This is a genomic window from Lacunimicrobium album, from assembly GCF_052161635.1.
GTDB lineage: Bacteria > Planctomycetota > Planctomycetia > Planctomycetales > Planctomycetaceae > SXPC01.
In genome coordinates, this window is sequence record NZ_CP197413.1 from 61,890 (window position 1) to 79,460 (window position 17,571).

Here is a 17,571-nt window from a genome sequence, read left to right on the forward strand (position 1 = left end):
GACAGTGGCGGACATAATTTTGCGGGCGATGTTGGATTTGACCACACCGAATGGGCCGGCAATGACTGCGGGAAGTTAAATTTTGTCTCTCCGGGAGGTCGTCCATTTGGTGCGGTTCGAAGACTCACCGGCACCCTACGTTTGCCTGTGGCGGATTTGGTAATGAGAGCGAACAAGTGCCTATGCCCCACCCTCATCCGCCTTTCGGGCACCATTCCTGAGAAGACTACCGCGTCGTTCACTCTCGCCTTGTCGGCGAGAGCGAACTCCTTGCTTCCACCTCAAGGGAGAAGGGACGAAATGAGAGCGCTATGCAATTCGCAGAGATCCCTCATCCGGCCTTCGGCCACCTTCTCCCCGGGGGAGAAGGGACGACCGGAATGGGGCGGGATTTTGCCTTCGGATGTCTTTCGAATTTATAGATTGCTTGTTGGCGCGTTGCCCTCATCCGTCAGCGAAGCGCTGCCAGCTTCTCCCGGGGGGAGAAGGCTATGGCTCATGCGATCGCGGGGGGTGGGCTGGTTTGGAAGGCTCGGCTGCGGAAGAGGAAGTCGATGATGTTGCCTTCGTGGGGTTGGAGCCAGTTCATTTGGACGGTGCGGACCTGGCCCAGGTTGAGGCGGTCGATGTTGGTGGCGTCGAGCAGTTCCGACTTCCAGGCGGCGTTTTCTGTGAGGACGGTGCCGACGAGGGTGTAGCCGATGGTTTTGATCATGTCCTTTTGTGGGCATTTCACGACGGAGCACATCGGGAACATGTACTCGGGATTGGCGAGGGTGGCTTTCGGATCGCTGCAGTGGACGATCGTTGGGAGGAGGAAGTCGTGGCCGGTGCGTTGGATGAGGCGCGGGCCTTGTCGGTACTTGGCGGTAACTTCGGTGACGCCGGGTTGTTTGAGGTTGTCTTCGATCTGGTTGTTGGTGGCTTCTGCGACGCCTGGTGTGATGAAGGCGGCGAGGTTGGCGGTCGGGTCGTTCATGGGCTTGGGCTGGATTTTAGCCAGACGTTGAGCGATGGCGTCGGCGATTTCTTCGGTGTGTCGAGATGCCCAGATGCCCGAGCAGTTGATGCAGCCTCGGCCGCTGTTGAGGAAGATCGAATCGACCATGAGGTCGAGGTAGTCTTCCCAACGATCGACAACGTCGTCGCCGATGAGGATTTTGGAGAAGCCTGGGCCGTGAACCTGAACGTTCGGGTTGCCTGCGTATTTATCGACAGTGGCCTGGCCGCCGAAGATCATGACCCGTGGGCAGTTTTCTGTGATCGCGCCGCCGACTTCGTGCGGGCCGGGGTAAAGTGAGATCGCTTCTAAGGGAATGCCAGCCGCGGCGTAGGCAGCTGCCATGCGGTAAGGGGTCCAGGGATCGCCCGAGCCCGGTTTGAGGACGAGACCGATCTGCATCGGAATAGCGGGGAGCCAGAGCGTGTGGACGCCGGGGGAGTTCGAAGGCAGGACGAGTCCCATGACGGGGGAAGTCGCCTGATAGCTGACAAAGACACCGCGGCCTTCGTCGCCGTAGCCTGTCTGGAGGATGTCCAGAGGGAGGCCACGGGTGAGGGCGTCGAGGATCTGCTCGATGTTCTTGTTGACGAAGGCGAGCTTCTGCATGTTCCCCTTGCACATCGCCTCGGGGAGGCCAGTGCTGGCGGACTGCATGCGGCAGAAGTCATCGGGCGACTGCTTGCCGGTGCCGACGTCGAGGGTGCCGGTGGCGTAGAGTTCGCCGGCTTTGATGCACATCTTCAGGAGTTCGCGGATCGGAATCTGACGAAGGGCATCCCGCGCCTTCTGAGCTTTGCGCATGTCCATTTTGACGATGCCGCCGTTCGCCTGATGGACGTTCGCGAGAGGCTCGCCCGTTTCGAAGTGCGTGACGGGGACTTTTTCGAGCGACTCGTATGGTTTACCCCAGCGGATGACGGGTATTTCGAGCATTGGAACCTCGGACGTAGTAATTTAGGAATTGGGAATTGCCCCGGTCTTCTCATTCATTTCTTGAACAACATGTAGGGTGCTGGTGAGGCTTTGCGAACCGCACCAAATGGGCGAATGAATGTCGTTTTGGTGCGGTTCGAAGACTCACCAGCACCCTACAGTGAACAGGACTCGCTAGTACACACCCACCGTCGTTGTCTTCGCGAAGACGTGGTATGGCCTGACGCCGCTGACGCCGTCCCAGGGGTATTTTTCGTGGGGGAGTTCGCGTTCGCCTTCGTCGCGTTCGAGGAAGCCGGGGATGAAGAGTTCGTGGGTGAGGGTGTAGAGCTTGACGCGGCCGGTTTGGCCGTAGTCGACGAGTTTGGTGTGGTCGTCAAAATCGACGACTTCGACGGCTGCTCGTGGTTCGGGGGCGTAATACGTGATTTTGAAGTTGTCTTCGGGGATGAACGGCTTGCCGCAGGCTAAGCCCATGAGGGTGTTGCCGTAGGTTGGAGTGATGTAGACGTTCGGTCCGAGAAGCTCTTCGCGGGCGAAGCGATACCACTGCTGGGTGAACTCGGTGCCGCCGCAGAAGATGCCTTTGATGCCGGCTTCTTCGATGCTGCTGCCTTCGTCCATGAGGCGGAGGGCGAGAGCTTCGAGGAGTTTGGGCGTCGTGAACATCGCCTGGATTTCGTGGCCGGCTGACAGGATGGTCATGGCCTGATCAATGACGTGAGCCGAGTAGGCTTTGACTTCGTCGATCTTGCCGGCTTTGAGCAGCTTGACGACCCAGCGAGGATCGAGGTCGACACAGAAGCAGATTCCGCCGCGGAACTGGCAGAGGTGCTCGACGGCCAGTCGCAGACGACGTGGGCCGGAGGGGCCGAGCATCAGCCAGTTACTGCCCATGGGGAATGATTCCTCAGGGAGCGTTTTGCTGAATTCTTCGTAGTCGATGCGGAAGTCGTCGACGACGCAGCGGGACTTGGGGATGCCGGTCGTGCCACCGGTCTCGAAGGTGTACGTTGGCTTATGCCACCATTTTTGCGGGAGGAAGCGACGGACGGGGCCGCCGCGCAGCCAGTCGTCTTCGAAGAGGGGGAACTTCTTCAAGTCGTCGAAGCTGTTTACGTCGGTGAGGGGGTTGAAATCGTAGGTTTTGGCTTTTTCCAACCAGAACGGGGCGCCGTCTGTGGGATGGAAGTGTAACTGGACAATTTCGCGAGTCTGGGCGTCGAGACGCTCTTTGGCAGACTTCACAGCGGCGGATAAATCAGCAGAAACCATAAGAATGACAGCTTCTTTCTGAGGCGTCGTCGTCTCTATAACCAAATCCCGATCAGAAGAGATTTCACCACAGAGGCACGGAGGACACAGAGGCGGAAAGAAAAGTATTTTTGATCCCCTGTCTTAAAACTCCGTGATCTCCGTGACTCTGTGGTTAATTCTTCTGAGTTTTTCTGAGATGGACGTTGCCGATACAATTTAATCAGTTCGGTGGATTTCACGTGCGAAACGCCTGAGCCACCACTTTCTGGAAGATTGTAGATGCGAGGAATCCGAGTTTCCAATATGGATAGTCGTTGAAACAAGTTTTTCGAAAAAATCACCTCGCGGACAACTGTCAGGCCGCACAGCAGGCAGCAGTTTTCCAAAAAACGGCCGACGATCGGGGTCCGGAAATTCCGCTGGCTGGTTGTCGCGGTTAAGATTCCGTAACGAAATCCGATGCTCCAGAGCAGACTGGAACGCAGAGCTCGCTGAGTTGAGCAGAGGACGCAGAGAAGCAAAAGATGATATTCAACTGAAGAGTACACTGTGGAAGCATGAACCAATCGCAATCTTAAGAAGCGAATTTTTGACTCTGCGAACTCTGCTTCCCTCTGTTTGCTCTGCGTTCCAGTCTCCTTTTCCAGTCAGATACTTTTCCTCAGAAGACCCTTCATGCCCGGTAATTCTTTTGGTCATACGTTTCGCGTTACGACGGCTGGCGAGAGCCATGGGCCCGGCAATGTCGTCATTATTGATGGGGTTCCTGCGGGAATCTCGTTGACGGTGGAGGATCTGCAGGTTGATCTGGATCGTCGTAAGCCGGGGCAGAGCAAGATCACGACGCAGCGGAAGGAAGACGATACGCCGGAGATTCTGGCGGGGGTTTTTGAAGGTCGCACGACAGGAACGTCGCTGGCGATTCTGATTCGCAACCAGGATCAGCGGAGCAAGGATTACTCGGAGATCAAAGATCTGTACCGCCCGGGGCATGCAGACTATACCTTCGATGCGAAGTACGGGTTTCGCGATTACCGGGGCGGGGGACGCAGCAGTGCCCGGGAGACGACGGCCCGTGTCGCGGCTGGTGTGGTGGCAAAGAAGATTATTGATCAGGCGTTCGGCGGGAAGGTCATCGGGTACGTTTCGCAGGTGGGGAATATCGTTGCGGACATTCCTCATCCGGAGCAGGTGACGCTGGAGCAGGTCGAGAAATTGCCCAGCGGCGAGCCGAATATTGTGCGTTGTCCAGATGTTGTTGCCGCCGCGAAGATGGTTGATCTGATCGACAAATTGAGGATGGACCTCAATTCGATCGGCGGAGCGGCTCACATCGTCGCGACGAATGTGCCTGCGGGACTGGGTGAGCCGGTCTTTGATAAGCTCAAAGCGGATCTGGCGAAGGCACTATTCAGTCTGCCTGCGGTGCTGGGTGTTGAGTATGGCATCGGCTTCGGCTGCGTCACCATGACCGGCAAGGAACACAACGACAAGTTCATTCCGAAACAGCCCGACGGTATTACGACCGCGACGAACCTTCACGGCGGCATGCTTGGTGGCATTTCGTCCGGACTGCCTATTATTCTGCGGGCTGCGGTCAAGCCGACGAGTTCTCTGCCTCAACCTCAAGAGACCGTCGACAACAAAGGGCAGCCTGCCACGATCGTGACCAAGGGTCGACATGATCCTTGCCTGCTGCCCCGTTTTGTTCCGATGGCGGAGGCGATGGTCGCCATTACGCTGGCGGACCATTGGCTGCGATGGAAAAGCCAGCGATAATCCCTCCCTCTCTTCCGCGTTGAAGTCCCTCCACCTTAACTCCCGCCAATTTATGAACCACTGGATTTATCTGGCGCTTGCCATTGTCTGCGAAGTGATCGCGACATCGTCACTAAAGGCCTGCGCCTGGTTTACGAACCTTGTGCCATCGCTCGTTGTGGCGATTGGCTATGCGGGGGCGTTTTTCTTTCTGTCGCTGGCGATCCGGTCAATTCCGGTGGGGGTGGCGTATGCGATCTGGTCAGGCGTGGGGATTGTGATTATTGCCGGCGTCGACTGGTGGCTGCATGGGCAGAAAATTGATTTGTGGACCGGGGCAGGGATGGGGTTGATCATTGTGGGGGTGGCGGTGATTAACGTGGTTTCGAAGACGACGGTGCATTGAGTTTCGAGGATCCGATCATGTCGTGGACACAACGTGAGATTGCATTGAACGCCAAGCCGCGCGGGTTTCATCTGGTGACGCGGGAGGTGGTGGAGCAGTTGCCGGAGTTGGCGAAGTATAAGGTCGGGTTGCTGCATTTGTTTATTCAGCACACGTCGGCGTCGCTGGCGATCAATGAGAATGCGGATCCTGATGTGCGAGTGGATCTGGAATCGTCGATGAATGCGATTGTGCCGGAGAATTTTCCTTATGTGCATACGCTGGAGGGGGCGGATGACATGCCGGCGCATGTGAAGGCGATTCTGATCGGGAATTCGCTGACGATTCCGATTCGCAATGGGGTGCTGGCGCTGGGGACGTGGCAGGGGATTACGTTGTGTGAGCATCGGGATCAGGGTGGGCGACGACGGTTGATTGCGACGATGCAGGGCGAGACGGGGACGTCTGTTGGGTAGAGTGAACTTCCGGGGTGGCCCAGCCGTTGATGGCTGGGTGAGCGCCGCTCACAAGAAGCAGCGCCAAGCGCGTTCGATTCGAGTTGGAGCGGTGAGTTGAAGTTCATCGCGGATGGTGACGTATCTTGTCGACTTCGTCGATCCAGCCATGAACGGCTGGACCACCCACTCTTGGGGCGGTGCACCGGGTGCCACTGGCTTCGATGGTGAGCAAGACGATGCGAGCGGGTGTCGGGGGTGTTAGAAAAGCTGATGTAATTTAACAGCTGAATATCGATCGATGTTCGGCACTGGCGGAGCCAGTGGCACCCCGAGGTCGGGCACAGTGCGCTTTCGCTTTGAACTCATCGCATCAATTTGACTTGAAGCCGGATGGCGCTGGCTTCTTGTCGCTGCGCGATCCAGCCATGAACGGCTGGACCACCCTGATAACGACGATCGACTGCTTGATTAAAACTGTGGGCGTCAAGGATTTAGGAAGGTTGCTTCAAAGAATTTTCTCAATTTCGCTTCTCAGCATGTCAGTGACTCTCTAGGATTGCCCAAGTTTCCGCTGCCAGAAAGACCAGCCGATTGTTTGCAGGCTGGAGCCAACGCGCTGCAGCCTTCGCACATCCGCCGATATTTAAGAGGTTTAGAGGTAATTATGGCCGATCAAAAAGCCACCAACGTCACCTGGCACGATCACAAAGTCAGCCGAGAAGACCGTCAGAAACTGATGGGTCACAAGTCTGCCGTCATCTGGTTCACCGGTCTGTCGGCCTGCGGCAAGAGCACAATCGCCAACGCAGTTGATTACAAGCTCAACCAGATGGGCATCCACTCGTACATTCTCGATGGCGACAACATCCGCATGGGTCTGAACAAGAACCTCGGATTTTCTGCTGATGACCGAGCCGAGAACATTCGTCGTATTGGCGAAGTTTCCAAGCTGTTCACAGAAGCGGGCGTCTTCGTTCTGACGGCTTTCATTTCTCCGTATCGCGCTGACCGCGATGCCTGCCGTGCGTTGATGAAAGAGGGCGAGTTCGTCGAAGTCCTTGTCGATGCTTCTATCGAGACCTGCGAAAAACGCGATCCAAAGGGTCTGTACAAGAAAGCCCGCGCTGGCGAAATCAAGAACTTCACGGGGATCAGCGATCCTTACGAAGCCCCAGAGAAGCCAGAACTTGTTCTCGATTCAAATACCAAGGGAATCGACGAACTGGCTAACGAAGTCGTTGCTTACCTGAAGGCGAAAAGCCTGATTGGTTAGGCTTTGATGGGGTGGTCCAGCCGTTCATGGCTGGATCGACGAAGTCGACAAGATACGTCACCATCCGCGATGAACTTCAACTCGCCGCTGCAACTCGAATCGAACGCGGATGGCGCTGGCTTCTTGTGAGCTGCGCTCACCCAGCCGTGAACGGCTGGGCCACCCTTTGGGGGAAGTCGTATCGAAATCTTAGTGCGAATGGCGTACTTGCCGCAGGTAGCGGTTTATCTGAATGAAAATGAATGAGCCGGGGCGGTTAAAAGTGAACCGCTCTGGCTTTTTTTTCGTCTTTTCATTAAACCCCCGCGATTCAACAGTCGTCAGCGGTCGTGGAAACGTAATAAATACAAGAGGCCGGTTATTCTCCCGTTTATTTTTGCGGTTGGTCACGTTGATCAGCCACAATTGATGTTTGGGAAAACGATTTTTCCATTTCCTACTGACTTCAGACGAAATCTCAGGACGATATACTGATTTGACAGCGCTATAAGTAAATAGAATTGCGGAGTTACGAACATGAACTCTGTGTCATCCAATATCAGAACCCGTCACTTCACGCTCGAGCAGGCCAATGCCATGCTCCCGCTCGTCAAACGCATTACAGCCGACATCGTGCGGCTGTCTGCGGAGATCGAGCAGCGAACAGAACTTCTTGCGGAAGTTCAGGCACACCACACTCGTCGCTCGGCTCGCGAAATCGAGGAATACTCGGAAGAGCTCCAAGCCGTGCAGCGGATGCTCAAGACGGAAGTCGACCGTTTCGAAGACTGTGTCGAAGAACTCGAAAGCCTGGGGCTGGAACTGTTCGACGAAACGACTGGGATCGTCCACTTTCCCGTCGCGGAACAGACGTTCGCAGCTCATACTAAGGCTGCCTTCCATTGCTGGAAGCTCGGCGAGACGAGTGTGACCCGCGGACACGAAGAGCTTTGCGAACTGAAGGATCGCGCCGCGGTTCATCTGCTCGAGAAGCCTCCGATCATTCCGAATGACACTGGCGATACGATGCTCAAGAACTGATCCCGCTCAGTCGGATACAAACTCAATTTGAAACGGCCTCTGTTCTTCAACAGGGGCCGTTTTTTGTTATGGTTGTTTGAGGGATCGTTTATCGAATGAATCGCTGTACAACATTGCGACCTCACACCCGCGATACGACGACATTCCCGGTGTGCCACGGCTGTGTCAGCCGTGCAGAGTTCCTTTGAATCAGACGTTCCATGCGCGATCACACGGCTGACACAGCCGTGGCACACGTTTTACTCGATGTTGCCTCTTGTCACGAAATTCTGCACCATGTCTGATCCTCGTATTGCTCGCCTTGCTGAGTTGCTGATTCAACACAGTGTTCGACTTCAGCCGGGGGAGAAGGTTCTGATTGAGGCGTTCGACATTCCGGACCCTGCGATCATTGAGTCGCTGATTCATTATGCCGTTCAGGCGGGCGGGATTCCGTTTGTCAGTTTGAAGAGTAATCTCGTCCAGCGCAGTATTCTGCTGTCTGGTTCCACGCCGACGTATCAGTTCATTGCGGACATGGAACTGGCGGTGATGTCGCAGGTGCAGGCTTACATCGGGATCCGCGGGTCGGAGAACTCCGAAGAGTTTGCAGATGTTCCCGGGCAGAATTTCAAGACTTACCAGTCGGTGGTGTGGTCGCCGGTGCATTCGGATATTCGGGTCAACAAAACGAAGTGGGTCGTGCTGCGCTATCCGACCCCCTCAATGGCCCAGTCAGCGAGGATGAGTACGCGGGCATTTGAGGACTTTTATTTCGATGTCTGCACGGCAGATTACGTGGCGATGGCGGACGCTCAGAAGCCGTTGATTTCTTTGATGGAGAAGACGTCGAAGGTTCGCATCGTCTCTCCCGGGACTGACCTGTCGTTTTCGATCGATGGGATTCCTGTTGTGCCGTGCAATGGTCGACGCAACATTCCTGACGGGGAAATTTACACCGCTCCTGTTCGAGACAGCGTCAACGGAGTGATTCAGTACAACATTCCCTCGCGCTATCAGGGGCTTGTGTTCGACAACATTCGCTTCGTCTTTGAAAACGGCAAGATCGTTGAAGCGACCTGTCAGGGGAACACCGCTCGGCTCAATGAGATTCTCGATTCCGATGAAGGGGCCCGTTACATCGGGGAATTTTCGCTGGGCTGCAATCATGCGATCAAGTCGCCGATTCTCGATACGCTGTTCGATGAAAAGATGGGGGGATCGCTGCACTTTACCCCGGGTAACGCTTATAAGGCGGCCGACAATGGCAATGTCAGTACTGTGCACTGGGATCTGGTCCTCGGTCAGACGCCGGCGTTTGGTGGTGGGGAAGTTTACTTTGATGATGTGCTGATTCGCAAAGATGGTCTGTTCCTGCCGAAGGAACTGCACGGGTTGAATCCTGCTTGAGGACGGCACACAGAAGAAGACTGGAACGCAGAGGACGCGGAGGGAAGCAGAGTTCGCTGAGAAGAAGCTTAACTCTCTTCTTAGGCAACGTGCCATGCTTGCGGCTTTGAGTAAGCATGTTCTGAACGCTCCAACGTCAATCGAAGCAGCATGCTCACTCAAAGCTGCTCTCTTTTATACACAAGTCTGTGAACAGCGCACCCGACATACTTGGTCCCCTGTGTCAACCACAAGATATTGGGCATTAGTCGTACTTCGAGGCCCAAGGATTTGTGGTTCCCAACTTGTGTATAAAAGACAGCTCAAAGCTGTGAGCATGGCACGACTTTTGAGACGGCGGGATTGAGACGTTTTCGATGTTCAACGCACATTTTGCTGGTTGATAGCCGCTGCAGTCACAGATCGGATACGACTCCGTGACGGTGGATCACCTCAAAATTCGGAAAATCGTTACAGATTGCCTCATCTGTACTATCGCTGCTACCGATAAACACAGTGACCAGACTTCTTCGAGGTTTGGTTGGTCGGAGTAGAACCGTCACTGAAGACGCCCGCTCCCATGTCCCGCCTCACTTTCCCATCCCTTGTTCACTTCCCGGCGACTGCGAGTTCTTCGCGGTGACCGGCAGACACCATGTCTGCAGCAAGAGCGTGAGCTCATCGGGTAAACTTCAACGACGTAAGAGGACTCACGGAGGAGATCATGCGACGTTTCATCCTAGCGACTGTGTTATTTGCTGTCGCCTCGACGCAGGTGGGCTGTTTTGTTCCCATCTGGTCCAGCAATTCAGACACCCGTGCCCGTCAGTTGATCTATACGTCAGAAGGCTACCGCCACATTCCCGAAATCTGGGAACGGATGTGGGGTCTGGAACTGCCTGACCTGGCGACACCTTACCGGACACACGGCGGCGTGATTTAATTCGCGGCTGTCGATCGATGGCTCGATCGCCCTGGAGCCTTGTCTAGGGCTGACTGCAGACTCGCAGGCCGAATCGGCGCGAGTATTGCGGGATCATCTGCTTTCCTGTGAGACGAATGGATAACGGTCGCCCGCGTGCGGAGTTGCCGACCATTCTGTTAGCCGTTAGCATGCAATCTCTGGACGTTCCTTGAGAACGGTTCCACCCGTTGGCCTTTGCCCAGATTGCCTGCTCACGTGAATCCGCTTGCTGTCTCACTCAACCGACTTCAATTGAAGAACCCGGTTCTGGTTGCTTCCGGAACGTTTGGCTATGCCCGGGAAATGGCTTCTTATCTCGACCTGTCTGCTCTGGGTGGAATTATCCCCAAGACGGTCACGCAGCAGCCTCGTATTGGCAATGCTCCTCAAAGAACGGTCGAGACCTCCTCGGGCATGCTCAACAGCATCGGACTCGATAATGATGGGCTCGAGACCTTCATCGAAAAACATCTCCCCTATCTGACAACGCTGGGGACTGCGGTCATCGTCAATATCGCGGGCAAGACGATTGAAGAGTTTGTCCAGATGACGGAGCGGTTGGCTCCCCTGTCTGGAATTGCTGCTCTTGAACTCAACATCTCCTGTCCCAACGTCACGGGTGGCGTCGATTACGGCACGAATCCCGAGATGGCCTTCGAGCTGACACAGAAAGTCATGGCGGTCAGTCCTCACCCGATCATTATCAAACTGACGCCCAACGTCACCGATGTGACGGCGATCGCCAAAGCGGTTGCGGATGGCGGGGCGGATGCTGTCTCTCTCATCAATACCGTCCAGGGGATGGCGATCGACTGGAAGAGACGCAAGCCGATTCTCGGAAACGTCATTGGCGGTTTGAGTGGGCCAGCGATCAAGCCGGTTGCGTTGCGATGCGTGCATCAGGTGGCTCAAAAGGTGAATATCCCGATCATTGGCATCGGCGGGATCACGACCTTTGATGACATGATGGAGTTCTTCGTCGCGGGAGCGTCTGCGATCCAGGTCGGGACGACGAACTTCTTTAAGCCGGGCCAGTCGGAAAACTTGTTGCAGGAACTCAAAGCGTATGTGGAGCACACGAACCTTCCTTCGATCACGAGTCTCATTAAGACGTTGGAACTGCCGACGGTGAAGAAGTGTTGAGAGGGTGAGTGAGAGAATAGTCGCCTGACATCGAATTGATATTGGGGACGTTCTCTTGCCTATCGCCCACCCTCATCCGCCCTTCGGGCACCTTCTCCCCTCAAGGGAGAAGGGACACAGCACAGCTCCCCTCAAGGGAGAAGGATCTCAGAAATAAATCTGGTGACGTACTTCGTCTGACTAAGCCCTAATCCCCAAGCCCTAAGCCCTTCTCCCATGCGTGTTTTATCTGGCATTCAACCGACCGGTCGTTTTCACTGGGGTAACTATTTCGGGGCCATCCAGCAGTATATTGCGCTGCAGGAGCATGAGCAGGCGTTTTATTTTATTGCGGACTATCATGCCCTGACGACGGTGCGTGAACCGAAGTTGCTGCAGGAGTATACCTGGGAGGCGGCGGTTGATCTGATTTCGCTGGGACTTGATCCTGCCAAAGCGGCGTTGTTTCGACAGTCTGATATTCCTGAGCATGCTGAGCTGACGTGGTTGCTGATGACCGTCACGCAGATGCATCTGCTCGAGAAGTGTCATGCCTATAAAGACAAGAAGGCCCGTGGGCTGGCTGCGGATGCGGGGTTGTTTACTTACCCGGTGTTGATGGCTGCTGACATCCTCATTTACGACAGTGACATCGTTCCCGTCGGCGTTGACCAGGTGCAGCATATCGAAGTCGCGCGTGACCTCGCTCAGCGTTTCAATACGATCTACAACACGGAAGTCTTCGTCCTGCCGAATGCCCGGGTCCTCGATTCCACCGCGAAAGTCGTTGGGACCGATGGCGAGAAGATGTCGAAAAGCTACGGCAACACGATCGAGCTCTTCATGCCTGAGAAGCAGCTTCGCAAGAAGATCATGTCGATCAAGACCGATTCCAAAGCGGTTGAAGATCCGAAGGATCCAGAGACCTGCCCGGTCTTCACGTTGTACAAGCTCTTCGCTAACGCAGAGCAACAGGAAGCTCTTGCAGCCCGTTACCGTGCTGGCGGGATGGGGTATGGGGAAGCCAAGCAGCAGCTCTTCGAAGCGGCGATGGAATACTTTGGGTCCGCGAGGACGCGACGCGAGCAGCTGGTGGCGAATCCGAGTGAGGTGCATGACATTCTGAAAGCCGGTGCGCAGCGGGCACGGGCGAAGGCGCAAGCGACGCTGACACGAGCGCGGGAAGCATGTGGGTTGTTGGCGAAGCCTGTTTGAATTCGAGTGGAATGAGGGCTTAACATATCCTGCAGAGTTCCCTCATCCGACCTCGAAGACTCGGCCACCTTCTCCCCGGGGGAGAAGGATCAAGAGTGAGACTCGCGACTGACCTGGAGATACTGATGAAACTCTCAATCGCGAATTCGAGTGTGGGGCGCTGGTTTGTTTTTGTGCTGGCGCTGGTGGGGATGTCGTTGTTGTTCATTCCGTTTGTTGGGATGTTGCCTGCTGTGGTGAAGAAGGTCTGGCTGTTTCCATTCTTTGTTTCCGCTGTCTTCGGGTTTCTTGCGTTGAAGGTTTCGCGTCAGTGGAAGCTATCGCCGGAATGGATTTCGTTTACGCTGGCGGTGCTGGCAGCAGTGGCGTTACAGGCTGGTTTAGCATGGGATGGGCATCGTCAGTTTGAAGCGTTGCGCAGGAAACAAGTTTCCGAGAATGCGCTTTCGGCAGGGATGTACGAGCAGATCGCCAGGCAGCAGGGGGCGGAGAAAATTGATGATCCGACGAAAGTCCGCTGGGATGTCTTCCTGGCTCAGAAGTATGCTGCTTTGAAGCTGCCGATTGGCTGGGTGATTCCCTGGTGGATTTTTGAGATGGGATCGACGGCGACATTGGGTGTGCTGGTTGCTCGAACGTTACTGCCTTCGCAGAAGTCGGCCTTACGAGAAACGGTTTCCAGGGAGATGATGACGTGACGATTATTGGCCTGGGGACAGATATCACCGAAATCGGACGCATCCAGGAGATGATCGATCGTCACGGCGATCATTTCCTCACACGCATCTACACCGACGATGAGATCGCGTATTGCAAGGCTCATAAATCGTCGACAGAGCGTTTTGCCTCACGCTGGGCCGCGAAAGAAGCGATCGTGAAGGCGCTCGGCACAGGGTTCATCAAAGGGATCAGCTGGGCCGAGATCGAGATTCAAATCTTGAAGAGCGGCAAGCCGGTCGTGGTCTTAACGGGAAGCACGCAGGAGTTCGCGACCTCGCTGGGGATTACGGAGATTCAGATTTCCATGTCGCATAGTAAGGCGTATGCGACCGCGACGGCGATTGCGGTGGGGGAATGAAAAGCACAGACAGGAATGTCTGTGCTACCTCTTAAATCGCTTACAGCCAGTCGCAGGTTTCGTCTTCGTGAGGCTGTCGCGAATGTTTGAGCAGCTCGGTCAGTTGTTTCTGCTGTGATTCATTCAGATGCGAAAGCTGATGGCGGTGCATCTGGCGGACGGGATCACTCATCTTTGCCAGCAGATCCAGGCCACCTTCGGTGATGACGACTTCGACGACACGCCGATTCTCGGATTTGCGTTCGCGACTGATCAGGCCCCGTTTCTCCAGGCGGTCCAGCATGCGCGTGATGTCTGGACTGCGCGAGATCAAGCGACGTGCGAGGGCCAGCGTCTGCAGGCCGGTACTGCCTGCGGCTTTGAGCAGGCGTAGCGCGTTGTACTGTTGTGGCGAGAGATCGAACTGATCGAACAGCTGATCCTCGACGGCTTTGAGGCAGTCGTAGGTACGCCACAGATTCAGATAGACTTCCTGCTCGGGCGTATCAAAACGTCCGCCGCGAACGGGAGTCGGTTCGTGGAATTCTTCGGTCATTAGACTCGCTGTCTACAGTCTCACGACGCTGCGGACGGTCTGCTCCATCAGGGCGAGCACGTCATCCGGCGTCAGGTCAGAGGTGTCGATCTCGAGAGCTCCATCGGCTTTCACCAGAGGCGAACAAGCTCGGTTCTGGTCGCGTTCATCGCGTTCCTGCTGCTGGGCCAACAGGGTCTCGAAGTCGACCTCGCGGCCAGCAGCCGTTAGTTCACTATAGCGTCTGGAGGCGCGGACAACAGGTGAAGCTGTCAAAAAAAACTTGCAGGCGGCATCAGGGAAAACGACGGAGCCTTGATCGCGTCCTTCGGTGACCATTCGCCGTCCCTGGGCGACGGTCCGCTGTTGAGTGACCAGGGCCTCACGGACAGCGGGAACACTGGCGACGATTGACGCCATCTGAGCGACGTCGGGATGTCGGATGTCGAGAGTGACATCGGTGTCATTGACGAAGACGTGTTTGTCCTGCATGCGTAACGGCAATTGAGCTGCGATCATGCCCATTGACTGGGTGTCTTGAGGCATGAGATTGGCTTGCAGTGATGCCCAGGCGACGGCGCGGTACATGGCACCTGTGTCGAGGAAGTCGAACCCCAGTCGGCCGGCCAGGAGTTTCGCGAGCGTGCTTTTGCCGCTGCCAGCCGGGCCGTCAATGGTGATGATGATCGAAGACATCGCGTTATGATCTTGTGTCGAAACGGTGGTCAAATTCCGGTCCCTCACGCTCGGGGCTGTCAGGGAAAGTCACTGATTACACTAACGAGCAAGATCGTCCTTGTCATTTCATTCCGGCCAGAAAGAGACAGACTTGCTGCAAACCACGAGCGAGGGTTTGACTGCAGGCGAGCGATTGATTGCGGAGTTTCCAGAGGTCAACCATCGAGCTTGGTTTATGCCACAATGTTCCTACCAGTGCACCGACGCGAAGTGCTCCGGTTTCGCCGATCAAACTCATGACCCCTGTCGGCAGGGTTGTCTTCGCATCGTCGCTGATGACACGCAGAACGCCGAATTTCACTTGTCGTTGGTGGCAGATATCCACCACAGCGAATGATTCCATATCGACGACATCCCCCTTCGAGGATTGTCGGAGAGCTTGCTTTCCTTCGACCGACGTGACGGCGGCATCGGCTGTGATGACTTGAACTTCGCGTGCGTTGAGGGTTGCGAGAAGGTCTTCTTTGCGGAGCGTTTGAGAACAGGTGATCGCGCGACCGGCTGTTCGTTTGACGGACTTGGCGAGGATAAGCTGGCCAGTGGGGAGTTCGTCGTTGAGGCCGCCGCAGAGTCCGACGGAGAGGACGACAGTTGGCTTGTAAGCATCAATGATCGCCTGGGTTGCTTTCTCGGCGCGACGGAAGCCGACACCTGTTTCGACGACCAGGATTGGGACTCCCTCGAGAGTCGATTCCCAGGTGCGGAAGCCATTGGCGAAGACGGTCGGGCCGAAGGTGCACAGGGATTTAAGGCCACTGAGCTCGATGGACAAGGCGGCGAGGACCGCGAGTCTCGGGCGGAAAGGTTGCGGGATGGTCGCGGGGAGTGAGGGGGTTGTCATGCTCGCTCCCTGAAGAAAATTGAGCCTTTGATCCAAAAGGCGAGCGGGGGGTGTGAACCCCCTGTCTTAAAAACTTACTTTTAAAACGCCTTGTAGATGCCAGAAGCGAGACGCCTCCAGTCTATTCGAACGATTCGTAACCGTTTACTGTGCTGTGAGTCGTTAAGACAGGGGGTTCACACCCCCCGCTCGCCTAAGAGTTCTTCGCTTCGAAGTCTTTCATGAAGGCGACGAGGTCGGTGATGCCCTGGGCGGGGAAGGCGTTGTAGATGCTGGCTCGCATGCCGCCGACGCTGCGGTGGCCTTTGAGGCCGTCGAAGCCGGCTGCGGTCGTTTCTTTGACGAACTTGGCGTCGAGTTCTTCGTTGCCGGTGACAAAGCAGACGTTCATCAGAGACCGGCTGTCTTCGTCAGCAGTTGATTTGAAGAGCGTGCTTTGGGCGAGGTAGTCGTAAAGAGGTTTGGCTTTGGACTCGTTGTGATCCGCCATGGCTTTCAAACCGCCGTTTTTTTCGATCCACTTGAAGACCAGACCCATCAGGTAGATGCCGAAGGTGGGCGGGGTATTGAACATCGAATCGTTCTGGGCCTGGACCTTGTATTGAATGACTTCCGGCTGGTTCGGGTTGCCTTGCTCCATGAGGTCCTTGCGGATGATGACCAGCGTGACGCCGGATGGGCCGAGGTTTTTCTGGGCACCGGCGTAGATGATGCCGTACTTGTTGACGTCGATCGGGCGAGAATAGATGTCGCTGGAGGCATCACAGACGAGGAACGAGCCGGCTGGGGTCGTTGGCTCGGTTTTGAATTGAGTGCCGAAGATCGTGTTGTTCGAGGTGAAGTGGACGTACTTCGGATTGGCAGAATAGTTGCAGGTCTTGGGGATGTAGCAGAAGTTGCGATCCTTGCTGCTGCAGGCTTCGTTGACTTTGCCGTAGCGTTTGGCTTCTTTGACGGCTTTTTGAGCCCATACGCCGGTGACGAGATAGTCTGCTGTTTCTTCCGGTTTGAGGAAGGTCTGTGGAATCTGGAAGAACTGAGAGGACGCCCCGCCCTGCAGGAAGAGGACGGCGAACTCATCAGAAATCCCAGCCAGACGTCGGCAGGCGGCTTCGGTTTCTGCATGGACCGCGACGAACGCCTTGCCCCGGTGCGAGTGCTCCATGATCCCCATGCCTGTATTCCCCAGGCTGAGGATGTTTTCCCTGGCTTCTTCCAGAACGGGAACAGGAAGGATGGCGGGACCGGCTGAGAAGTTATAAATGCGCTGAGTCATGAGATTCCAGATTGCGACAGAGGGCAGCGATGAACCGACATGGTAGTGATGTTGAAATGAGTTTTCCAGCGGGGATGAGGTTCGGTCGGAAGCGGGTGACGGGAATGAAAAAACGCGACGGCGTGAGGGCCGTCGCGCTTTTTCTAAGTTCAGTCGTTGCAATGCGCAGTCGAACTGGGGTCAGCTAACAATCCTGACCCCAGCCACCCGAACGTATGAATCGCCTGATGTTGATTGAGCGATTGTGAATCGTTCGTTGCCTATCGCCCACCCTCATCCGTCAGCGAAGCGCTGCCACCTTCTCCCCTCAAGGGAGAAGGGACATAAAGCCGCTCCCCTCAAGGGAGAAGGGACAAAATGCGGCTCCC

At 55.7% G+C, this 17,571-nt stretch carries 18 protein-coding genes; 12 read left to right on the forward strand and 6 right to left on the reverse strand.

The genetic code is table 11. The features are described 5' to 3' along the window. Positions 1–496: 496 nt before the first annotated feature. Positions 497–1,936: an aldehyde dehydrogenase family protein gene (locus SH248x_RS00250; protein ID WP_459556500.1), complete on the reverse strand. Its 1,440-nt coding sequence runs from the start codon at positions 1,934–1,936 to the stop codon at positions 497–499. A gap of 174 nt (positions 1,937–2,110) precedes the next feature. After that, positions 2,111–3,211 (reverse strand): hypothetical protein, encoded by a 1,101-nt coding sequence (locus tag SH248x_RS00255; RefSeq protein WP_459556501.1) that lies wholly within the window; start codon positions 3,209–3,211, stop codon positions 2,111–2,113. 657 nt (positions 3,212–3,868) lie between these two features. Here SH248x_RS00255 and aroC point away from each other — a divergent pair. The 12 genes from aroC (at position 3,869) to acpS (ending at position 13,834) form a co-directional block, all read left to right on the forward strand. Next, positions 3,869–4,972 carry a chorismate synthase gene (aroC, locus tag SH248x_RS00260; protein WP_459556502.1) on the forward strand — a complete coding sequence of 368 codons (1,104 nt, stop codon included), beginning with the start codon at positions 3,869–3,871 and terminating at the stop codon, positions 4,970–4,972. Between the two features lie 52 nt (positions 4,973–5,024). Beyond that, on the forward strand, positions 5,025–5,357 hold the full coding sequence (locus SH248x_RS00265) for a DMT family transporter (protein WP_459556503.1): 333 nt from the start codon (positions 5,025–5,027) through the stop codon (positions 5,355–5,357). Positions 5,358–5,374: 17 nt separating this feature from the next. Beyond that, positions 5,375–5,812 (forward strand): YjbQ family protein, encoded by a 438-nt coding sequence (locus SH248x_RS00270; RefSeq protein ID WP_459556504.1) that lies wholly within the window; start codon positions 5,375–5,377, stop codon positions 5,810–5,812. A 112-nt stretch (positions 5,813–5,924) separates the two neighbouring features. Then, positions 5,925–6,056 (forward strand): hypothetical protein, encoded by a 132-nt coding sequence (locus SH248x_RS00275; protein ID WP_459556505.1) that lies wholly within the window; start codon positions 5,925–5,927, stop codon positions 6,054–6,056. A gap of 402 nt (positions 6,057–6,458) precedes the next feature. Further along, a complete protein-coding gene (cysC, locus tag SH248x_RS00280; RefSeq protein ID WP_459556506.1) occupies positions 6,459–7,067 on the forward strand; it encodes an adenylyl-sulfate kinase in 609 nt (202 codons plus the stop codon). Between the two features lie 516 nt (positions 7,068–7,583). Continuing rightward, positions 7,584–8,087, forward strand: coding sequence for a DUF2203 family protein (locus SH248x_RS00285; RefSeq protein WP_459556507.1), 504 nt, complete (start codon positions 7,584–7,586; stop codon positions 8,085–8,087). Between the two features lie 276 nt (positions 8,088–8,363). Continuing rightward, positions 8,364–9,476 (forward strand): aminopeptidase, encoded by a 1,113-nt coding sequence (locus tag SH248x_RS00290; protein WP_459556508.1) that lies wholly within the window; start codon positions 8,364–8,366, stop codon positions 9,474–9,476. A 703-nt stretch (positions 9,477–10,179) separates the two neighbouring features. Next, positions 10,180–10,398 carry a hypothetical protein gene (locus SH248x_RS00295; protein WP_459556509.1) on the forward strand — a complete coding sequence of 73 codons (219 nt, stop codon included), beginning with the start codon at positions 10,180–10,182 and terminating at the stop codon, positions 10,396–10,398. 237 nt (positions 10,399–10,635) lie between these two features. Then, positions 10,636–11,562, forward strand: coding sequence for a dihydroorotate dehydrogenase (locus tag SH248x_RS00300; protein WP_459556510.1), 927 nt, complete (start codon positions 10,636–10,638; stop codon positions 11,560–11,562). A gap of 216 nt (positions 11,563–11,778) precedes the next feature. Next, positions 11,779–12,756: a tryptophan--tRNA ligase gene (trpS, locus tag SH248x_RS00305; RefSeq protein WP_459556511.1), complete on the forward strand. Its 978-nt coding sequence runs from the start codon at positions 11,779–11,781 to the stop codon at positions 12,754–12,756. Positions 12,757–12,881: 125 nt separating this feature from the next. Then, the gene (locus SH248x_RS00310; RefSeq protein ID WP_459556512.1) at positions 12,882–13,454 is read left to right on the forward strand and encodes a hypothetical protein; all 573 of its coding nucleotides are present in this window, start codon (positions 12,882–12,884) and stop codon (positions 13,452–13,454) included. Then, complete coding sequence (gene acpS, locus SH248x_RS00315) at positions 13,451–13,834, forward strand: holo-ACP synthase (RefSeq protein ID WP_459556513.1); 384 nt, start codon at positions 13,451–13,453, stop codon at positions 13,832–13,834. The genes SH248x_RS00310 and acpS overlap by 4 nt, the downstream gene beginning before the upstream one ends. 40 nt (positions 13,835–13,874) lie before the next feature. Here acpS and SH248x_RS00320 read toward each other — a convergent pair whose 3' ends face one another. The 4 genes from SH248x_RS00320 to serC all read right to left on the reverse strand — a co-directional run bounded on the left by SH248x_RS00320 (position 13,875) and on the right by serC (position 17,203). Beyond that, positions 13,875–14,369: a MarR family winged helix-turn-helix transcriptional regulator gene (locus SH248x_RS00320; protein WP_459556514.1), complete on the reverse strand. Its 495-nt coding sequence runs from the start codon at positions 14,367–14,369 to the stop codon at positions 13,875–13,877. Positions 14,370–14,381: 12 nt separating this feature from the next. Further along, complete coding sequence (cmk, locus tag SH248x_RS00325) at positions 14,382–15,044, reverse strand: (d)CMP kinase (RefSeq protein WP_459556515.1); 663 nt, start codon at positions 15,042–15,044, stop codon at positions 14,382–14,384. Between the two features lie 103 nt (positions 15,045–15,147). Continuing rightward, entirely contained in the window at positions 15,148–15,927 is a 780-nt protein-coding gene (locus tag SH248x_RS00330) for a nucleoside phosphorylase-I family protein (RefSeq protein ID WP_459556516.1), read from the reverse strand. A 193-nt stretch (positions 15,928–16,120) separates the two neighbouring features. Beyond that, positions 16,121–17,203: a 3-phosphoserine/phosphohydroxythreonine transaminase gene (gene serC, locus SH248x_RS00335; RefSeq protein WP_459556517.1), complete on the reverse strand. Its 1,083-nt coding sequence runs from the start codon at positions 17,201–17,203 to the stop codon at positions 16,121–16,123. Positions 17,204–17,571 lie beyond the last annotated feature (368 nt).

Excerpts from the sequence above, each read along its gene's own strand:
- SH248x_RS00250 (WP_459556500.1), bottom strand. The coding sequence starts at position 1,936 with ATGCTCGAAATACCCGTCATCCGCTGGGGTAAACCATACGAGTCGCTC.
- SH248x_RS00255 (WP_459556501.1), bottom strand. The coding sequence starts at position 3,211 with ATGGTTTCTGCTGATTTATCCGCCGCTGTGAAGTCTGCCAAAGAGCGT.
- aroC (WP_459556502.1), top strand. The coding sequence starts at position 3,869 with ATGCCCGGTAATTCTTTTGGTCATACGTTTCGCGTTACGACGGCTGGC.
- SH248x_RS00265 (WP_459556503.1), top strand. The coding sequence starts at position 5,025 with ATGAACCACTGGATTTATCTGGCGCTTGCCATTGTCTGCGAAGTGATC.
- SH248x_RS00270 (WP_459556504.1), top strand. The coding sequence starts at position 5,375 with ATGTCGTGGACACAACGTGAGATTGCATTGAACGCCAAGCCGCGCGGG.
- SH248x_RS00275 (WP_459556505.1), top strand. The coding sequence starts at position 5,925 with ATGGTGACGTATCTTGTCGACTTCGTCGATCCAGCCATGAACGGCTGG.
- cysC (WP_459556506.1), top strand. The coding sequence starts at position 6,459 with ATGGCCGATCAAAAAGCCACCAACGTCACCTGGCACGATCACAAAGTC.
- SH248x_RS00285 (WP_459556507.1), top strand. The coding sequence starts at position 7,584 with ATGAACTCTGTGTCATCCAATATCAGAACCCGTCACTTCACGCTCGAG.
- SH248x_RS00290 (WP_459556508.1), top strand. The coding sequence starts at position 8,364 with ATGTCTGATCCTCGTATTGCTCGCCTTGCTGAGTTGCTGATTCAACAC.
- SH248x_RS00295 (WP_459556509.1), top strand. The coding sequence starts at position 10,180 with ATGCGACGTTTCATCCTAGCGACTGTGTTATTTGCTGTCGCCTCGACG.
- trpS (WP_459556511.1), top strand. The coding sequence starts at position 11,779 with ATGCGTGTTTTATCTGGCATTCAACCGACCGGTCGTTTTCACTGGGGT.
- SH248x_RS00310 (WP_459556512.1), top strand. The coding sequence starts at position 12,882 with ATGAAACTCTCAATCGCGAATTCGAGTGTGGGGCGCTGGTTTGTTTTT.
- SH248x_RS00320 (WP_459556514.1), bottom strand. The coding sequence starts at position 14,369 with ATGACCGAAGAATTCCACGAACCGACTCCCGTTCGCGGCGGACGTTTT.
- cmk (WP_459556515.1), bottom strand. The coding sequence starts at position 15,044 with ATGTCTTCGATCATCATCACCATTGACGGCCCGGCTGGCAGCGGCAAA.
- SH248x_RS00330 (WP_459556516.1), bottom strand. The coding sequence starts at position 15,927 with ATGACAACCCCCTCACTCCCCGCGACCATCCCGCAACCTTTCCGCCCG.
- serC (WP_459556517.1), bottom strand. The coding sequence starts at position 17,203 with ATGACTCAGCGCATTTATAACTTCTCAGCCGGTCCCGCCATCCTTCCT.